This is a genomic window from Synechococcus sp. CS-1333 (assembly GCF_025128015.1).
Lineage (GTDB): Bacteria > Cyanobacteriota > Cyanobacteriia > PCC-6307 > Cyanobiaceae > MW101C3.
This window is the reverse complement of sequence record NZ_JAHLYO010000015.1, coordinates 40,905-57,104: the sequence shown is the minus strand read 5'-3', so window position 1 is coordinate 57,104 and position 16,200 is coordinate 40,905. Positions and strand designations below refer to the sequence as shown.

Annotated in this window: 17 protein-coding genes; 13 read left to right on the top strand and 4 right to left on the bottom strand. The window is 69.5% G+C overall.

From position 1 onward, the window contains the following. The 4 genes from KQ303_RS06960 to KQ303_RS06945 all read left to right on the top strand — a co-directional run. Positions 1 to 510, top strand: a 510-nt coding sequence (locus KQ303_RS06960) for a sigma-70 domain-containing protein (protein ID WP_311134133.1), incomplete at its 5' end; no start/stop codon positions are given. 138 nt (positions 511 to 648) lie between these two features. Beyond that, positions 649 to 2,241 (top strand): NCS2 family permease, encoded by a 1,593-nt coding sequence (locus tag KQ303_RS06955; RefSeq protein ID WP_259729737.1) that lies wholly within the window; start codon positions 649 to 651, stop codon positions 2,239 to 2,241. Further along, complete coding sequence (gene mutT / locus KQ303_RS06950) at positions 2,241 to 3,449, top strand: 8-oxo-dGTP diphosphatase MutT (protein WP_259729736.1); 1,209 nt, start codon at positions 2,241 to 2,243, stop codon at positions 3,447 to 3,449. Before KQ303_RS06955 ends, mutT begins: the two co-directional genes overlap by 1 nt. Before the next feature lie 19 nt (positions 3,450 to 3,468). Further along, positions 3,469 to 4,494, top strand: a complete 1,026-nt coding sequence (locus KQ303_RS06945) for a carbohydrate kinase (RefSeq protein WP_259729741.1) — start codon at positions 3,469 to 3,471, stop codon at positions 4,492 to 4,494. 116 nt (positions 4,495 to 4,610) lie between these two features. On the opposite strand, the gene tsaE is transcribed toward KQ303_RS06945, so the two are convergent. Further along, positions 4,611 to 5,105, bottom strand: a complete 495-nt coding sequence (tsaE, locus tag KQ303_RS06940; protein ID WP_255100542.1) for a tRNA (adenosine(37)-N6)-threonylcarbamoyltransferase complex ATPase subunit type 1 TsaE — start codon at positions 5,103 to 5,105, stop codon at positions 4,611 to 4,613. 90 nt (positions 5,106 to 5,195) lie between these two features. Between tsaE and ahcY the strand changes: the two genes are divergently transcribed. Both ahcY and KQ303_RS06930 read left to right on the top strand, forming a co-directional pair. Beyond that, positions 5,196 to 6,650, top strand: coding sequence for an adenosylhomocysteinase (gene ahcY / locus KQ303_RS06935; protein WP_259729735.1), 1,455 nt, complete (start codon positions 5,196 to 5,198; stop codon positions 6,648 to 6,650). Positions 6,651 to 6,788: 138 nt separating this feature from the next. Continuing rightward, complete coding sequence (locus tag KQ303_RS06930) at positions 6,789 to 7,445, top strand: DedA family protein (protein ID WP_259729734.1); 657 nt, start codon at positions 6,789 to 6,791, stop codon at positions 7,443 to 7,445. 82 nt (positions 7,446 to 7,527) lie between these two features. On the opposite strand, the gene KQ303_RS06925 is transcribed toward KQ303_RS06930, so the two are convergent. After that, a complete protein-coding gene (locus KQ303_RS06925) occupies positions 7,528 to 7,959 on the bottom strand; it encodes a single-stranded DNA-binding protein (RefSeq protein ID WP_255100544.1) in 432 nt (143 codons plus the stop codon). A gap of 183 nt (positions 7,960 to 8,142) precedes the next feature. Between KQ303_RS06925 and KQ303_RS06920 the strand changes: the two genes are divergently transcribed. From KQ303_RS06920 to KQ303_RS06890, 7 genes are all read left to right on the top strand, one after another. Then, positions 8,143 to 9,189, top strand: coding sequence for a rod shape-determining protein (locus tag KQ303_RS06920; RefSeq protein ID WP_094513920.1), 1,047 nt, complete (start codon positions 8,143 to 8,145; stop codon positions 9,187 to 9,189). Positions 9,190 to 9,194: 5 nt separating this feature from the next. Further along, positions 9,195 to 9,953, top strand: coding sequence for a rod shape-determining protein MreC (gene mreC, locus KQ303_RS06915; RefSeq protein ID WP_255100545.1), 759 nt, complete (start codon positions 9,195 to 9,197; stop codon positions 9,951 to 9,953). 3 nt (positions 9,954 to 9,956) lie between these two features. Next, the gene (locus KQ303_RS06910; protein ID WP_094514032.1) at positions 9,957 to 10,463 is read left to right on the top strand and encodes a rod shape-determining protein MreD; all 507 of its coding nucleotides are present in this window, start codon (positions 9,957 to 9,959) and stop codon (positions 10,461 to 10,463) included. A 4-nt stretch (positions 10,464 to 10,467) separates the two neighbouring features. Next, positions 10,468 to 11,778: an ABC transporter substrate-binding protein gene (locus KQ303_RS06905; RefSeq protein WP_255100546.1), complete on the top strand. Its 1,311-nt coding sequence runs from the start codon at positions 10,468 to 10,470 to the stop codon at positions 11,776 to 11,778. A 213-nt stretch (positions 11,779 to 11,991) separates the two neighbouring features. Further along, complete coding sequence (gene rpaB / locus KQ303_RS06900) at positions 11,992 to 12,801, top strand: response regulator transcription factor RpaB (protein WP_259729733.1); 810 nt, start codon at positions 11,992 to 11,994, stop codon at positions 12,799 to 12,801. Positions 12,802 to 12,854: 53 nt separating this feature from the next. Further along, positions 12,855 to 14,375, top strand: a complete 1,521-nt coding sequence (gene lysS, locus KQ303_RS06895; protein ID WP_259729732.1) for a lysine--tRNA ligase — start codon at positions 12,855 to 12,857, stop codon at positions 14,373 to 14,375. A 45-nt stretch (positions 14,376 to 14,420) separates the two neighbouring features. Then, positions 14,421 to 14,684: a hypothetical protein gene (locus KQ303_RS06890; protein WP_048016474.1), complete on the top strand. Its 264-nt coding sequence runs from the start codon at positions 14,421 to 14,423 to the stop codon at positions 14,682 to 14,684. Between the two features lie 50 nt (positions 14,685 to 14,734). Here the strand turns inward: KQ303_RS06890 and KQ303_RS06885 are convergent, their stop codons facing one another. Beyond that, positions 14,735 to 15,532 carry a YdcF family protein gene (locus tag KQ303_RS06885; RefSeq protein ID WP_259729731.1) on the bottom strand — a complete coding sequence of 266 codons (798 nt, stop codon included), beginning with the start codon at positions 15,530 to 15,532 and terminating at the stop codon, positions 14,735 to 14,737. Between the two features lie 10 nt (positions 15,533 to 15,542). Further along, the gene (locus KQ303_RS06880; protein ID WP_259729730.1) at positions 15,543 to 16,193 is read right to left on the bottom strand and encodes a hercynine metabolism protein; all 651 of its coding nucleotides are present in this window, start codon (positions 16,191 to 16,193) and stop codon (positions 15,543 to 15,545) included. Positions 16,194 to 16,200: the final 7 nt, after the last annotated feature.

Here is a 16,200-nt window from a genome sequence, read left to right as displayed (position 1 = left end):
GCGATTGCGGAGAAGAGCCGGACGATCCGTCTGCCGATCCACATCACCGAAACGCTGAACAAGCTGAAGAAGGGTCAGCGTGAGCTGAGCCAGGAGCTGGGCCGCACGCCCACGCTGAGTGAGCTGGCGGTGGCGGTGGAGCTGCCGGAGGAGGAGGTGAAGGATCTGCTGTGCCGGGCACGGCAGCCGGTGAGCCTGGAAACGAAGGTGGGCGACGGGGAAGATACGGAGCTGCTGGATCTGCTGCAGGGGGACGGCACGCTGCCGGAGGAGAGCGTGGACAGCGAATGCCTGAGGGGGGATATGCGGGCACTGCTGGAGCAACTGCCGGGGTTGCAGCGCGATGTGCTGAAGATGCGTTACGGCATCGATGTGGAAGAACCGATGAGCCTCACCGGCATCGGCCGCATCCTCGGCATGAGCCGCGACCGCGTGCGCAACCTCGAGCGTGATGGCCTCGCCAGCCTGCGCCGCTTCAGCGAAAGCGTGGAGGACTACGTGGCCAGCTGAGGGCCAACCGAGCGTCTGGCTCAGGGCCAGCTGCCGGCCCTGCCCTGGGAGCGATGACTTCCGGTGCGCCGCAGGGCACCGGAGCTGTCCTGCTGCTGCATCCGGGCGATCATGCAGCCACCGTCTGCCTCTTGGCCCATGGCCAGCTCCGGACCCCGCTGGCTGGTGGCCGGCGATATCGACGGCCTGATGGGCCTCGGCCTCGACAACCTGATCCAGATCCTGCTGATCCTTGGCCTCTGCCGCGGCGTGCTCGGCTTCCCCGATGCCCTCATCTTTCAGGTGATCCTGCCGGCGGCTGGCCTCAGCCTGGTGGTGGGCAACGGGGCCTACGCCTGGCAGGCCTTCCGCCTGGCCCAGCGCGAGGGCCGTGGCGATCGCACCGCCCTTCCTTACGGCATCAACACGGTCAGCCTGTTCGCCTACGCGTTCCTGGTGATGCTGCCGGTGAAGCTGGCAGCGCTGGGTCAGGGGCTGCCGGAGGCTGAGGCGGTGCGTCTCTCGTGGCAGGCGGGTCTGATGGCCTGCCTGGGTTCAGGCCTGATCGAGGCGGGCGGGGCCTGGCTGGTGGGGGGCCTGCGGCGCTGGCTGCCACGGGCGGCGCTGCTCTCCACCCTGGCCGGCATTGCCCTGGGCTACATCGCACTGGGGTTCCTGCTGCGCACCTATGCCCAGCCGGTGGTGGGTCTGGCGGTGCTGGCGGTGATTCTTGTCACCTACTACGGCCAGCTGCGCCTGCCCCTGCCCGGTGGCCTGATCGCGGTGCTGCTCGGGATCGTGCTGGCGGCCGCGACGGGCCTGGTGTCGATCGATGCCCTCACCTGGCAGACGAACGCCGCTCAGGTGGGCCTGCATCTGCCGCCCCTGCAACTGGCTGCGCTGTGGCAGGCGCGCGGGCAGCTGTTGCCCTGGCTCGGCGTGATCGTGCCAATGGGGTTGTTCAACCTGCTGGGGTCGCTGCAGAACCTGGAGAGCGCCGAAGCCGCCGGTGATCGCTACCCGGTGAAGAGTTCCCTGCTGATCAACGGGGTGGGCACGATCGTGGCCGCTGCCCTTGGCTCCTGCTTCCCCACCACCATCTACATCGGCCATCCCGGCTGGAAGGGCATGGGGGCCCGGATCGGCTACTCGTGGCTGAATGGCGTGGTGATGGGGCTGGGTTGCCTGTTCGGCGTGTTCGGCCTGGTGGGTCAGCTGGTGCCGATCGAAGCCGGCATGGCGATCGTGCTCTACATCGGCCTGGTGATCGCCGCCCAGAGCTTCCAGGCCACGCCCGCCGCCCATGCGCCGGCGGTGGTGCTCGGCCTGCTGCCCGGCCTGGCGGGCTGGGGCGCCCTGCTGCTGAAGGCCGGCCTGCGGGCCGGTGGCGCCGGCAGCGCCGCCGAGCCCTTCGGTCCGGCCCTGCTGGTGCCACTGCAGCAGGCTGATGTGTGGGCGGCCGGTGCCTTCGCTCTGGAACAGGGGCAGATCGTGGCCGCGATGTTGCTGGCGGCCATGGTGGTGTACGTGATCGAGCAGCGGTTCGTGGCGGCGGCGATCGCTGCCGGCCTGGCGGCGCTGGCCTCCTGGTTCGGGCTGATTCACGCCTGGCGCTTCACCGCAGCCGACACCGTGCTGCAGATGGGCTGGGGCACGGGCGGACGCTGGGCGCTCGGGTACTTGCTCATGGCCCTGGTGTTCAGCGCCGCGGCCCTGGCCCGTCAGCGGGCAGCGGCGGCTACCGATTGCTGATGGCAGGGCGGCGTGATGCTGGCTGGGCAGAGAGGAAGGAGCACTTACCCCTGCAGCAGCTGCGTGCCGCCCTGCTGGCCTGGGGGGAGCGGCACGGGCGCCACAGCATGCCGTGGAAGCTGCGGTCCGATGGCCGCCCGCCACTGGATGGGGAGCCCCTCGATCCGTTGAGGGTGTGGGTGGCGGAGGTGATGCTCCAGCAGACCCAGCTGGCTGTGGCCCTGCCCTACTGGCAGCGCTGGATGTCGGCCTTCCCGGACCTGCCGGCCCTGGCCGCCGCCGACCCCCAGCAGGTGCTGCTGCTCTGGCAGGGCCTGGGCTACTACGGGCGGGCGCGTCGCCTGCAGCAGGGGGCGCGGCAGTTGCTTGATGCCAGCGCCCCCGGCGCCGACCCCTGGCCCCGTGACCTGGCTGGCTGGCTGGCGCTGAGCGGCGTCGGCCGCAGCACCGCCGGCAGCATTCTTTCCTCGGCCTTCGATCAACCCTTCGCGATTCTCGACGGCAACGCGGCGCGGGTGCTGGCGCGCCTGATCGCCGCTCCCCGCCCGCCGAAACGGGAGCTTGCCGGGTTCTGGCGGCTGAGCGAGCTGCTGCTCGACCGGCAGCGGCCCCGGGCCTTCAACCAGGCTCTGATGGACCTGGGCGCCACGGTCTGCACCCCCCGTTCTCCCGACTGCGGCCGCTGCCCCTGGCGGAACTCATGCGCTGCTTACGCTGCCGGCGACCCCGCCCGCTACCCCGTGAAGGACGCCCCCCGGCCGCTGCCCTTTCAAGTGATCGGCGTGGGGGTGGTGCTGGATGGGCGCGGCCGGGTGCTGATCGATCAGCGCCTGCCGGAGGGGCTGTTGGGGGGGCTGTGGGAATTCCCCGGCGGCAAGCAGGAGCCGGGCGAAGCGATCGCGGCCACCATCGCCCGCGAACTGCGTGAGGAGCTGGCGATCGAGGCGGAGGTGGGCGAGGAGCTGATCACCCTGGAGCACAGCTACAGCCATAAGCGTCTCCGCTTCGTGGTGCATCTCTGCCGCTGGCTGGCGGGAGATCCGCAGCCCCTGGCCAGTCAGCAGGTGCGTTGGGTGGAGCCGGAGGGGCTGGCGGCCTTCCCCTTTCCTGCCGCCAATGCGCGCATCATCGCGGCGCTGCTGGAGCGGCTGGCCGGCGCGGCGCCCGTGGCGGCCTCCGGGCCCACCGGCGAGTGTGGAGAGAACTGAGCGCGAGCCTGCCGTGACGGTGTCTTCCCCTGCCCGGGTGCTCTGCTTCGGCGAAGCGCTCGTTGATCGGCTCGGCCTGCCCGGCGGCGATCCGGCCCATGACATTCCGGTCGACGACAGGCTCGGCGGTGCCCCGGCCAATGTGGCCTGCGCCCTGGCGCGGCTCGGCACCGGCGCCGCGCTGATCGGCCGCCTGGGCGACGACCGCATCGGCGCCGCCTTCCGCGCTCTGTTGCTGGAGCGGGGGGTGGATACCAGTGCGCTGCAGTGCGATCCGCTGCGCCCGAGCCGCACGGTGCTGGTGCGGCGCGATGCCGCAGGTGAGCGCCACTTCGGCGGCTTCGCCGGCGACCGGGGTGAGGGCTTCGCTGATCAGGCGATCGATGCCGCGGCGCTGGCCGGGGCGTTGGCGCCGCTGCTGGCCCAGGCCCGCTGGCTCCTTTGCGGCACGATTCCGCTGGCTTCCGCTGCGGCGGCAGCGGCGCTGCAGGAGCTGCTGCTGGCTGCCGGGGCGCATGGCTTGCCGCTGGCGCTTGACGTCAACTGGCGGCCCACCTTCTGGGGGCTCGGCGCTGAGCAGGGCCCGCCGCCGGCGGTGCGGCAGCGGCTTGAGCCCTTGCTGACGCAGGCGGCCCTGCTCAAGTGCAGCCGTGAGGAAGCCCTCTGGCTGTTCGGCAGCGCCAACGCCACAGTCGTGCGCCGGGCCCTGCCGCAGCGGCCCGCCGTGCTGATCACCGATGGGCCCCAGCCGATCGATTGGGCGGTGGGAGCCTGCGGTGGCCGGCTGCCCTCCGTGGCTGTGGCCGCCATCGACACCACCGGTGCTGGTGATGCCTTCCTGGCGGGCCTGCTGCACCAGTTGGTGGGCCGGCCGGGGCTGCTGCAAGAGCCGGTGGTCGTCAGCGCCGTGGAGCAGGTTCTGCGCTTTGCAGCCGCCTGCGGTGCATTGGTTTGCCAGGGTGCCGGCGCCATTGATCCCCAGCCGAGCGAGCAGCAGGTTCTGGCCGTTCTGGGTGAGAGTGCTGCGGGCACCGGCGCCCTATGAGCACCCCCCGGGTATGTCGAGCCGGTCAATCCCGATCGGCTGCAGCGCATCCTGGACACGGCCCGGGGCGGAGCTGGAGGTCGCCTACGGCCCGGTTGTTCACGGAGTTGAGGCCTTCAGGCGGCTGAGTGCGGCGGTCGCAGCACTGCCCGGCGCCTGTCCCCGTCGTGCTGGAGCTCCAGCCGCCAGGCGCCATCGGGCAGCCACGGCAGCCGTTCGGGCCACTCCACCGCCAGCACCGCCCCCAGGGCGCCGGCTTCCTCCTCCTCCTGGGCGAACAGTTCGGCGGCGGCGGCCGGCTGCTCCAGCCGGTAGAGATCCAGATGGACGAGGGCATGGGGCTCGCCGTCAGCGCCCCGGCCGCTGTAGTGCTGGGCCAGGGCGAAGGTGGGGCTCGTGATCGGTTCGTCGATTCCCAGCGCCAGGGCCAGACCCTGCACCAGGCAGGTCTTGCCGGCCCCCAGTTCCCCCTGCAGCAGCAGAGTGGGAGGGGCTGCGCCGCTGGCAGCACCGCCGCCGTTCAACAGCAGCGACGCCAGCTCCCGCCCGAGCGCCGCCGTGGCTGCCGCATCGGCCAGATGGCACACCCGGATCTCAGCAGACTGTTCCATCCCTGTAGATTCCCTTTAAGCGAGCCCGAAGCCTCGGCGTCTCTGCAGATATTTCCACATCCCCAATCCTTCTCCCTTCGGAGCTTCCCCATGCTGGCCACGCCTTCAGCTGCCACGTCCGTTTCGGCTGCCGCCGCAACCGGACTGTCCACGCCGTCGTCGTATGTGATCGCCGATCTCGGCCTTGCCGCCTGGGGCCGCAAGGAGATCGCGATCGCTGAAACCGAGATGCCTGGTCTGATGGCGCTGCGTGAGAAGTACGGCAGCCAGCAACCGCTCAAGGGTGCCCGCATTGCCGGCAGCCTGCATATGACGATCCAGACAGCCGTTCTGATCGAAACCCTGGTGGCTCTCGGCGCTGAAGTGCGCTGGGCCTCCTGCAACATCTTCTCCACCCAGGATCACGCTGCCGCCGCGATGGCGGAAGCCGGCATCCCGGTGTTCGCCTTCAAGGGCGAAACCCTGGATGAATACTGGGCCTTCACCCACCGGATCCTGGAGTGGGCCGACGGCGGCACGCCCAACATGATCCTCGACGACGGTGGTGATGCCACCGGCCTGGTGGTGCTCGGCACCAAGGCGGAGCAGGACCCCTCGGTGCTGGACAACCCCGGCAGCGAAGAGGAGATCGCCCTTTTCCAGTCGATCCGTCAACGCCTGGCCGCCCAGCCCGGCTTCTATTCGCGCATCCACGCCCAGATCCAGGGCGTCACCGAGGAAACCACCACGGGTGTGGCGCGTCTCTATCAGATGCAGAAGAGCGGTGAACTGCCGTTCCCTGCCATCAACGTGAACGACTCCGTCACCAAGAGCAAGTTCGACAACCTCTATGGCTGCCGCGAATCCCTGGTCGACAGCATCAAGCGCGCCACCGATGTGATGGTGGCCGGCAAGGTGGCCCTGGTGATCGGCTATGGCGATGTGGGCAAGGGTTCCGCCCAGTCGCTGCGTGGCCTCGGTGCCAGCGTGATGATCGCCGAAGTCGATCCGATCTGCGCGCTGCAGGCGGCGATGGAGGGCTACCGGGTCGTCCGTCTCGACGACGTGGTGGGGGATGTGGACATCTTCGTGACGGCCACCGGCAACTTCCGCGTGATCACCCACGACCACCTGATCCAGATGCGGGATCAGGCGATCGTGTGCAACATCGGCCACTTCGATAACGAGATCGACGTGGCTTCCCTGAAGCAGTACCCCTGGGACAACATCAAGCCCCAAGTGGATCACGTGCTGCTGCCCAGCGGCAACAAGATCATTCTGCTGGCGGAAGGCCGGCTGGTGAACCTGGGCTGCGCCACCGGCCACCCCAGCTTCGTGATGAGCAACTCCTTCACCAACCAGGTGCTGGCTCAGATCGAGCTGTTCACCAAAGGGGACCACTACGGCAAGGAGGTGTACGTGCTGCCCAAGCACCTCGACGAGATGGTGGCCCGCCTCCACCTCGACAAGATCGGCGCCCGACTCACCGAGCTCACCCCCGAGCAGGCCGCCTACATCAACGTGCCGCTGGAAGGCCCCTACAAGTCCGACCACTACCGCTACTGAACCCGCGCCCCACAGTTCCGCGCCCAGGGTTGCTGCTTCGCCGGCAGGCCTGATGGCCTCGCCGGCAAGGCGCTTCCCTGAGCATCGGGCAACCTCCACGCCAGCGTGGAAGACTTTCCCGATCACGAGCCCGCCGGCATGGCCATCGAACTGGTTCAGCAACTGCCCGAGCTGATCGGCTCGGCGGTGGAGGCCAACCCAATGGCCGGCTATGCGGCGATCTTTGCGGCGATGTTCCTCGAGAACCTCTTCCCGCCGATCCCCTCCGAGCTGATCATGCCTCTGGGGGGCTTCTATGTGCAGCAGGGTCAGCTCAGCCTGATTCCGGTGGTGCTGGCCGGATTGCTCGGCACCGTGCTCGGCGCCCTGCCCTGGTACGGGGTGGGGCGTCTGGTGAACGAGGAACGCATCGAGCACTGGCTCTCGCGCCATGGGCGCTGGATCGGCATCAGCCCGCAGGAGTTGCACCGCAGCCGCACCTGGTTCAGCCGCCATGGCACCGCCCTGGTGTTCTGGGGTCGGCTGGTGCCCGGCATCCGCACTTTGATCTCCGTGCCTGCCGGCATCGAGATGATGCCGATGGTGCCCTTCCTGATCTGGACCACGGCCGGCAGCCTGATCTGGACCCTGCTGCTGACAGTGGCGGGCATGCTGCTGGGCGAGGGCTACAGCAACGTGGAGCTGTGGATCCAACCGGTGGCCCGGGTGATCAAGGTGGTGCTGGTGCTCGCCGTGCTGGCCACCGGCGCCTGGCTGGGGCTGCGCATCTGGAAAAAGCGCCAGGACAGCCACTGAGGCTCAGTCCCTGGGGAAGCCACGCAGGCGCCCAGCCGCCCAAGACCACCTTCCGGCTGAAGGCAACGCCCTTGCAGGCGGCTCAGAACGGAACTTCCTCGCTGCTCGGCTCGCCACCACCGAAGCCGCCGCCATAGCCGCCGCCCCCGAAACCGCCGCCAGCGCCGCCGCCGTCGTCGTAGGCGCCCTGGTCGGCGTCACGTTTGGAGCCCAGCAGTTCGAGTCGGTCGACCCGCACCACCGGCTTGGTGCGCTCCTCACCGGTGGTGCGGTCGGTCCAGCGGTCGAGCTTGAAGCTGCCGATGATCCCCAGCAACGACCCCTTCTTGACGTAGTCGGCGGCCACCTGGGCCTGCTTGCCCCAGATCTCGAGGTTGAACCAGTCCGGTTCGTCGTCGCGGCTGCGGCGGTTGACCGCGAGGGTCAGGTTGGCGACCACGCTGCCGGATTCGAAGTAGCGCACCTCGGGATCACGGCCGGCACGGCCCACCAGCGTCACGGAATTCACACCCATGGATTGTCCTGTCGTTGAAAAAAGTGGAGTTGTTGAACCAATGATGCGCCCCGTTGCCTCAAGGTGCCGCAGGCCGCTTCTCCCTGAAGGTTCCCCCGTTCCACCCGGATGTACCACCGCCACCGTCGGGGGGGTGGCCGCCAGATCCCGCTCCTATGATCGCAACCGCTCAGGTGCTCCTACGTGTTCTTTCGACGTTTCCAGCTCTCACGCGACATCGGCATCGACCTGGGAACGGCCAACACACTGATGTACGTGTCCGGCAAGGGCATCGTGCTGCAGGAGCCTTCCGTGGTGGCGCTCGATCTTGAGCGGGGTGTGCCCCTGGCTGTGGGGGATGAAGCGAAGCTCATGCTCGGCCGCACCCCGGGCAACATCCGCGCCGTGCGCCCCCTGCGCGACGGAGTCATCGCCGACTTCGACGCCGCCGAGCAGATGATCAAGACCTTCATCCAGAAGGGGAACGAGGGCCGCGGCATCGTGGCGCCCCGTCTGGTGATCGGCATTCCCAGCGGCGTCACCGGCGTGGAACGCCGCGCCGTGCGTGAGGCCGGCCTGGCCGGTGCCCGCGAAGTGCACCTGATCGATGAGCCGGTGGCGGCCGCGATCGGCGCCGGCCTGCCGGTCACGGAGCCGGTGGGCACCATGATCGTCGACATCGGGGGCGGCACCACCGAGGTGGCGGTGCTCAGTCTCGGTGGCACCGTGCTCAGCGAGTCGGTGCGGGTGGCCGGCGATGAGATCAGCGAGGCCATCGGCGTGTACCTCAAGAAGGTCCACAACCTGGTGGTGGGCGAGCGCACCGCCGAAGACATCAAGATCCGCATCGGCTCCGCTTTCCCCGACGACGCCCACGACGAGACCTCGATGGACGTGCGCGGGCTGCACCTGCTCTCCGGCCTGCCCCGCACCATCAACGTGCGCTCCGGTGACATCCGTGAAGCGATGGCCGAACCGCTCAACGTGATCGTGGAGGCGGTGAAGCGCACCCTTGAGCGCACCCCGCCCGAGCTCGCCGCCGACATCGTCGATCGCGGCATCATGCTGGCCGGCGGTGGTGCCCTGGTGCGCGGCATCAGCGAGCTGATCAGCCACGAAACCGGGATCCTCACCCACGTGGCCCAGGACCCGCTCCTCTGCGTGGTCAGTGGCTGCGGCCAGGTGCTGGAGGACTACAAGCGCCTGGAGCGCGTGCTCGACACGCCTGACTTCTCCCGTCTGTCCTCCTGAAATCCATGCCGTTCGGGCGCCTGCCGCGCGTCCCCTCGCTGCAACGGGTGATCCAGGCCTGGCCCTGGTGGCTGCTGCTGCTGGCGCTGGTGGGGGTCCGCCTCAGCAAGGGGGCCTTCCTCACGGATGCCTACGCGCTGGTCAGCCGTCCGTTCTGGCCCGGCACGGCCCAGCGCGAGTGGTTGCAGTCAGCCCAGCAGCTCGACCAGCGCAGCCGACTGGCCCAGTTGGAGCAGGACAACCGGCGCCTGCGCACCCTGCTGGGTCTGCAGCGGGCCAACCCCCAGGAGGTCACGGCGGCGGTGATCTCGCGCGAACCCGAGGGCTGGTGGAAGCAGTTGGTGCTCGGCGCCGGTGAGCTTCAGGGGATTCGCCGCGGCGATGCGGTGGTGGGCCCGGGCGGCCTGGTGGGCCGGGTGGCCAGCGTCACCCCCACCACCGCGCGGGTGGCCCTGCTTACCGATTCCTCCAGCCGCATCGGCGTGTGGGTGGGGCGCACCCAGAGCATGGGCCTGCTCACCGGCGTGAACGGCAGCCGGCCCGAGCTGCGTTTTCTGGTGAAGGATCCGCAGGTGCGCCCAGGTGATGTCGTGGTCACCTCGCCGGCCAGCACGCTGGTGCCGCCGGGGATGAGCGTCGGCGTGATCCAGTCGGTGGATGAAAAGGCCGTGCCGGCGCCCACGGCGGTGGTGCAGCTCAGTGCGCCGGTGGAAGCGATCGACTGGGTGCAGGTGCTGGTGCAGCCCCGGCAGGCGGCGCCCTGAATGGTGGGCAAGCTGCACCGCCACCCCTGGTTTGTGGCCAGCGCTCTGCTCGTGCCCTGGCTCACGCTGGCCTCTCCCGCGCTGCTGCGCCTCTCGGGGGCACCACCCAGCTGGGCGGTGCTGTGGCTTCTGCCCTGGGCGATCAGCGATGGGCCGGTCTCCGGTGCCCTGGCCGGGCTGGGGCTGGGGCTGTTGCTCGACGCCCTCACCCTCGATGGCGCCACCCAGATTCCGGCGCTGGTGCTGCTGGGTTGGTGGTGGGGGAGGCTCGGCCGCAAGGGACCGCCGCTCGAGCGCAGCTTCAGCCTCGGGCTCCTGGCCCTGATCGGCACCTTTCTGCTGGGGCTCAGCTTGATCCTGCAGCGGCTGGGCCTACCCCCCCAGCTGCCTCTCGCCGGCAGCCTGCGCACCCTGCTGACCCAGACCCTGCTCACCGGTCTGCTGGCGCCGATGATCTGTTCGCTGCTGCTGTTGCTCTGGCGGCAGCAGAACGCACCATCGAGGGGCTGAAGCGATGCGGGGGCTGACCGAGGGGATCCGGGGGCGCTGGCGGCGGCGTGCCGTGCTGACCCTGCTGGCGGCGGTGCTGGCGGGCTGCGGCGGTCCGCGCAGCCAGGGGCGCCAGCTGAACGTCTGGACGCTCGATCTCTCCCCCAAGTTCGACGCCTATCTCACCGAGGTGATCGCCGCCTGGGAGAAGGAGAACCCGGGCATCACGGTGCGCTGGACCGACATCCCCTGGGGATCGGTGGAGCGCAAGCTGCTGGCGGCGGTCTACGCCCGCACCGCGCCCGACGTGGTGAACCTCAACCCGCTGTTCGCCGCCAACCTGGCCAGCAAGGGGGGGCTGCTCGACCTCGATCCACTGCTGCCGCCTGGGGCTTCAGAGATCTATCTGCAGCGCATCTGGGCAGCCAGCCGCAACGCGGATGGACAGTTCGCGATCCCCTGGTACCTCACGGCGCGCATCACGCTCGCCAACCGCGACCTGCTGAAGCGGGCCGGATACGCCGACCCACCGCGCCGCTGGGAGGAGGTGCCGGCTTTCGCTGAAGCGGTGAAACGGCGCACCGGCCGCCATGCGCTGTTCGTCACGGTGGTGCCGGATGACTCGGCCGAGCTGCTGGAGTCGATGGTGCAGATGGGTGTGACCCTCACCGATGACCGCCAACGGGCGGCCTTCAACAGCCCGGCGGGCCGGCGGGCCTTCGCCTTCTGGACCGATCTCTACCGCCGTGGCCTGCTGCCGCGTGAAGTGGTGAGCCAGGGCTACCGGCGTGCGATCGAGCTCTACCAGGGCGGTGAGCTGGCGATGCTGGCCAGCGGCGCCGAGTTCCTGCGCAGCATCCAGACCAACGCCCCGGGGATCGCTGCCGTCACCGAACCCCACCCGCCGCTCACCGGCCCTGACGGCACCGCCAACGTGGCGGTCATGAACCTGGCGGTGCCGCGCCAGAGCGCCATGCCCAAGGAAGCGGTGAGCTTTGCCCTGTTCCTCACCAACGCCAGCAATCAGGCCCGCTTCGCTGAGCAGGCGCGGGTGCTCCCCTCGGCCCGGCAGGCGCTAACCACGATCGAGCAACAGCTGCGGCGGGACACGCCTGCCGATCCCCAGCAGGCGCTTGTGCATGCGGCACGCCTGGAATCGGCTGAAACGCTGGGGCGCGCACGGGTGCTGGTGCCCGCCAACCCCGGCGTGAAGCGGCTGCAGGCGATCATCTACCGCCAGCTCCAGCGCGCCATGCTTGGCCAGATCAGCAGCGATGCGGCCGTGCTGGCGGCGGAGCGGGAATGGAACCTCTACGCGGAAGGTCGCTGGCCCTGAGCCCTGGCCTCGCCGTGCGGCGTGGCCACCGCGCCGCACGGCGAGGCCACCGATGGGCTTGGTGAGAATGGTGCTGACGGGTGGCTGCCGGCGCCGCTGCAACTATTGAAAAATCATTAAGTCTTGGCGCTGCTACTCCCTGACGTGCGCCTTCTGCTCTCCATGCGTACAAGCTGACAGGTAGGGTGATTTTTCTTCACGACTGTTCCTGTGATGCCACTGGACACGCAGCCTCGGCAAGCCAAGGCGGAGGCGGTGGTTCAGGACACGCGGACAGCACCCAAGGCCACCCTGCTTGTCGTCGACGACGAGGCCGCCGTGCGCCGCGTGCTGGTGATGCGCCTGCAGCTCGCGGGCTACCGCGTCCTCTGCGCCGAGGATGGGGAGGAGGCCCTCACCCTGTTCCATCAGGAGCAGCCCGACCTCGTCGTGCTCGACGTGATGCTGCCGAAGCTGGACGGCTTTGCGGTATGCCGGCGCCTGCGGGCCGAATCCTGCGTGCCGATCATCTTCCTCTCGGCTCTTGATGCGATCGCCGAGCGGGTGGCCGGCCTTGATCTCGGCGCCGACGACTACCTGCCCAAGCCGTTCAGCCCCAAGGAACTCGAAACCCGCATCTCCACGATCCTGCGGCGGGTGGGGCGTGGATCCGCCAACAGCGAACCCCGCGACATCCCCGCCGGCCAGGGTGTGATGCGCATCGGAGACCTGGTAGTGGACACCAACCGCCGTCAGGTGACCCGCGCCGGTGAGCGCATCGGCCTCACCTACACCGAATTCAGCTTGCTGGAGCTGCTGTTCCGCGAGCCCGGCCGGGTGGTGCCGCGCGCCGAGATCCTTGAGCAGCTGTGGGGCTACCCGCCGCGCCGCGCCGCGGATCTGCGCGTTGTGGATGTGTATGTGGCCCGCCTGCGCGGCAAGCTCGAACCCGACCCCCGCAACCCCGAGCTGATCCTCACCGTGCGCGGCACCGGCTACGCCTCGCAACGGATGCTCGATCCCCTGGTCGCCGTCACCGCTTAGGCCCGCCGCCTGCGCTCCTGCAGGATGGTTCCTTCCGTCCCCTGTTCGTCGCCTTGCCGGAGCACCCCGTCAACCGCCTGGAGCAGGCCCGCTTCGAGAAGGGCCAGGCCCTGGCGGCCCTCGGTCAGGGCCCCTATGCCCTGCGCTTCGAGCCCAGCCACCGCACCGCTGCCCTGCAGCAGGAGCACGCCGACCTGCCCAACGGCGAGGAGCGTGCCGTGGCCGTGGCCGTGGCCGGTCGGGTGATGACCCGCCGGGTGATGGGCAAGCTCGCTTTCTTCACCCTGGTGGATGAAAGCGGTCCGATTCAGCTGTTCATCGAGAAGGCCCACCTGCTGGCGGCATGGCCCGAGCAGCCCGAGGCCTTTGCTCAGATCACCTCGCTGGTGGATGCCGGCGATCTGATCGGTGTGCACGGCACGCTGCGCCGCACCGACCGGGGTGAGCTGTCGGTGAAGGTGACGGCCTGGGACATGCTCTGCAAGTCGTTGCAGCCCCTGCCCGATAAATGGCATGGCCTGGCGGATGTGGAGAAGCGCTACCGCCAGCGCTACCTCGATCTGATCGTTTCGCCGCACACCCGCGAAACCTTTCGCCGCCGTGCCCGTCTGGTGAGCGGCATCCGCCGCTGGCTCGATGCCCGCGACTTCCTCGAAATCGAGACGCCGGTGCTGAATCTGGAGGCCGGTGGTGCCGACGCCCGTCCCTTTTGCACCCACCACAACGCCCTCGATCTGCCGCTGTTCCTGCGCATCGCCACCGAGCTGCATCTCAAGCGGCTGGTGGTGGGGGGCTTCGAGCGGGTCTACGAACTGGGCCGCATCTTCCGCAACGAAGGCATCAGCACACGCCACAACCCCGAATTCACTTCGGTGGAGGTGTATCAGGCCTATGCCGATTACACCGACATGATGGCGCTCACCGAGCAGATGATCGCGGACGTCACCGAGCAGGTGTGCGGCACCACCGCCCTCATGTATCAGGGCGTGGCGATCGATCTCACGCCTCCCTGGCGCCGGGCCACCATGCATGAGCTGGTGGAGCAGGCCACCGGGCTCGATTTCAACGGCTTCGCCAGCCGTGAGCAGGCCGCCGCCGCCATGGCCGCCGCTGGGCTGGAGGTGCCCGCCGCCGCTGACAGCGTGGGTCGTCTGCTCAACGAGGCCTTCGAACAGCGGGTGGAAGCCAGCCTGATCCAGCCCACCTTCGTGCTCGATTACCCGGTGGAGATCTCACCGTTGGCGCGCACGCACCGCAGCAAGCCCGGCCTGGTGGAGCGTTTCGAGCTGTTCATCGTGGGCCGTGAAACCGCCAACGCCTTCAGCGAGCTGATCGATCCCGTCGATCAGCGCCGGCGCCTGGAGGCCCAGCAGGAGCGTCGCCTTGCCGGCGACCTGGAGGCGCAGGGGGTGGATGAGGATTTCCTCCAAGCTCTTGAGGTGGGCATGCCCCCCACCGGCGGGCTGGGCATCGGCATCGACCGGTTGGCCATGCTGCTCACCGACAGCCCCAGCATCCGTGATGTGATCGCCTTCCCGCTCTTGCGTCCAGAGGCCGGTTCCACTGGAGCTTGAAGGGCAAAGTGGATAATGGGGTCACGTTGGCACTGACCTTGGCCCATGAGCGGTGAGCGCGTTGGATTCCGCTTCAAGCACGCAGATGCGGTGGTCAAGCGCAACCCTCAGGGCCGCTCCCGTCGCGGTTGGGTGATGGAGCCTGTGGAGCAGACCACCAGCCGCGGCACCAAGATGCCGGCTTACAGGATTCGTTGGCGCGACAGTGAACGTCCCGAGATCGTGCTCCAGCACATGCTGATCGCCGATCCCGATCCCACGCCGCCGCCCGAAGGTGTGAGCCTGGTGCCACCGGCGCCCAAGAAGTAGCTGCCGCCCTGGTTGGCCGCCGCAAGCCCGTCTGCGCCCCATCCCTGCCTTCAACTCCAGCCCCGCAGGCGGTACACCAGCAGCCCAAGGTGCTCCTTGAGCGCCTGGGTGGTGAGCTGAAGGGCGCCCGCTTCAGGCAGCAGCTCGATCAGGAGCGAGGCGGCGGTCGGGCTTCCGGTCGCGCTGCGGGCCGGCAGCAGGTAGTCGCAGGCCACCGGCAACACCTGGAGCCCTGAGCGGCGCTGAAACGTGGCCAACGAGCGGGGCATGTGCATCGCGCTGGTGACCAGCAGCACTGAACGCCAGCCCCGGGCCTGGCCGATCGCACGCAGCGCCAGGGCCTCTTCCGCGGTGGTGCGGGCCTGATCGCTGAGCAGCAGGCGCCCCTCCGGCACGCCGAGCTCCAGTGCCAGCCGCCGCGCCGTTTCAGCCTCCGCCGGCGCCGGGTTGGCGCTGCGGAAGGTCACCCTGCCGCCGCTCAGCAGCAGCAGCGGCGCCTTGCCGGCCTGCAGCAGCCGCACGCCGGTGAGCAGGCGGTCGCCCGCCTCGTTCACCTCCACGCTGGTGCGGGGCGCCAGCTGGGGCTGCAGGCCGCCGCCCAGCACGATCACGGCGTCGGCGGTGGGTAGCGGGCTGGGGGTGAGGGCGGCGCTGCGCTCCTCCAGGCCCCAGACCAGCTGCCGGGCCGTGAACGGCAGGGCACTGATCCACAGCAACGCCAGGCTGCCGCCACTCAGCCAGGGGCTCCAGCGGCGGCGACGCCCCGCCAGGGCGATCGCCTGCAGGCCGATGGCCAGCCCCAGCGGGTAGAGCAGCAGCGGCAGCAGCTTGGAGAGAAGGAATCCCATGGCGGCCGGCTCAGACCGGCGGGGTGCCGTGGCGGCGGCGCAGCTGCTCCAGCTCCTGCTGCGCCTCAAACGCCGACCAGGCGGCTTCCAGCTCGATCGGATCGAGCGGCGTGGCGGGGGAGGAAGCTGCCGCCGCTGCTGCTCCTGCCGCCTCTGCCTGGCTGCCCGGGGTCGCTCCAGCCGGGCCCGGCCCGCGTTCCCCCGACCCAGCTTGCGCAGGCGCGCCTGAGGCTGCGGCGGTAGCCGCCTGTTGCTCCTGCTCCCGTTGCAGGGCCGCCAGGTCGGCGTCCAGGCGGCGGAACTCATCGCCCAGGCTGCTGAGGGCCTGCCAGCGGTCGCGGCCCAGACCCATCAGCTGCCGCAGCCGGGCTTCGGCCTGGTCGGCCAGCGCGCTGGCGCCGGCGGCCCGGGCCCGCTCCACCCGCCCCTGCCACTGGGTGATCTCGGTGGCCAGCTCCAGCAGGGCGCGCCGCAGCCGTTCCGCCTCCGCCTGCACCTCCAGCTGCCGCCGCTTCAGCCGCTGCTGCCGTTCCCGCTGCTCCTCCTCCTCCAGCAGCTGGCGCTGCTCGGGGCGGCTGCTGAGGAACGCCTCCAGTTGTTGCTCCAGCTGCGCCTCCAGCTGCTCGAACCAGCTGCCGCTCATGGCCGCTGCCCCCGCCACGACCCAC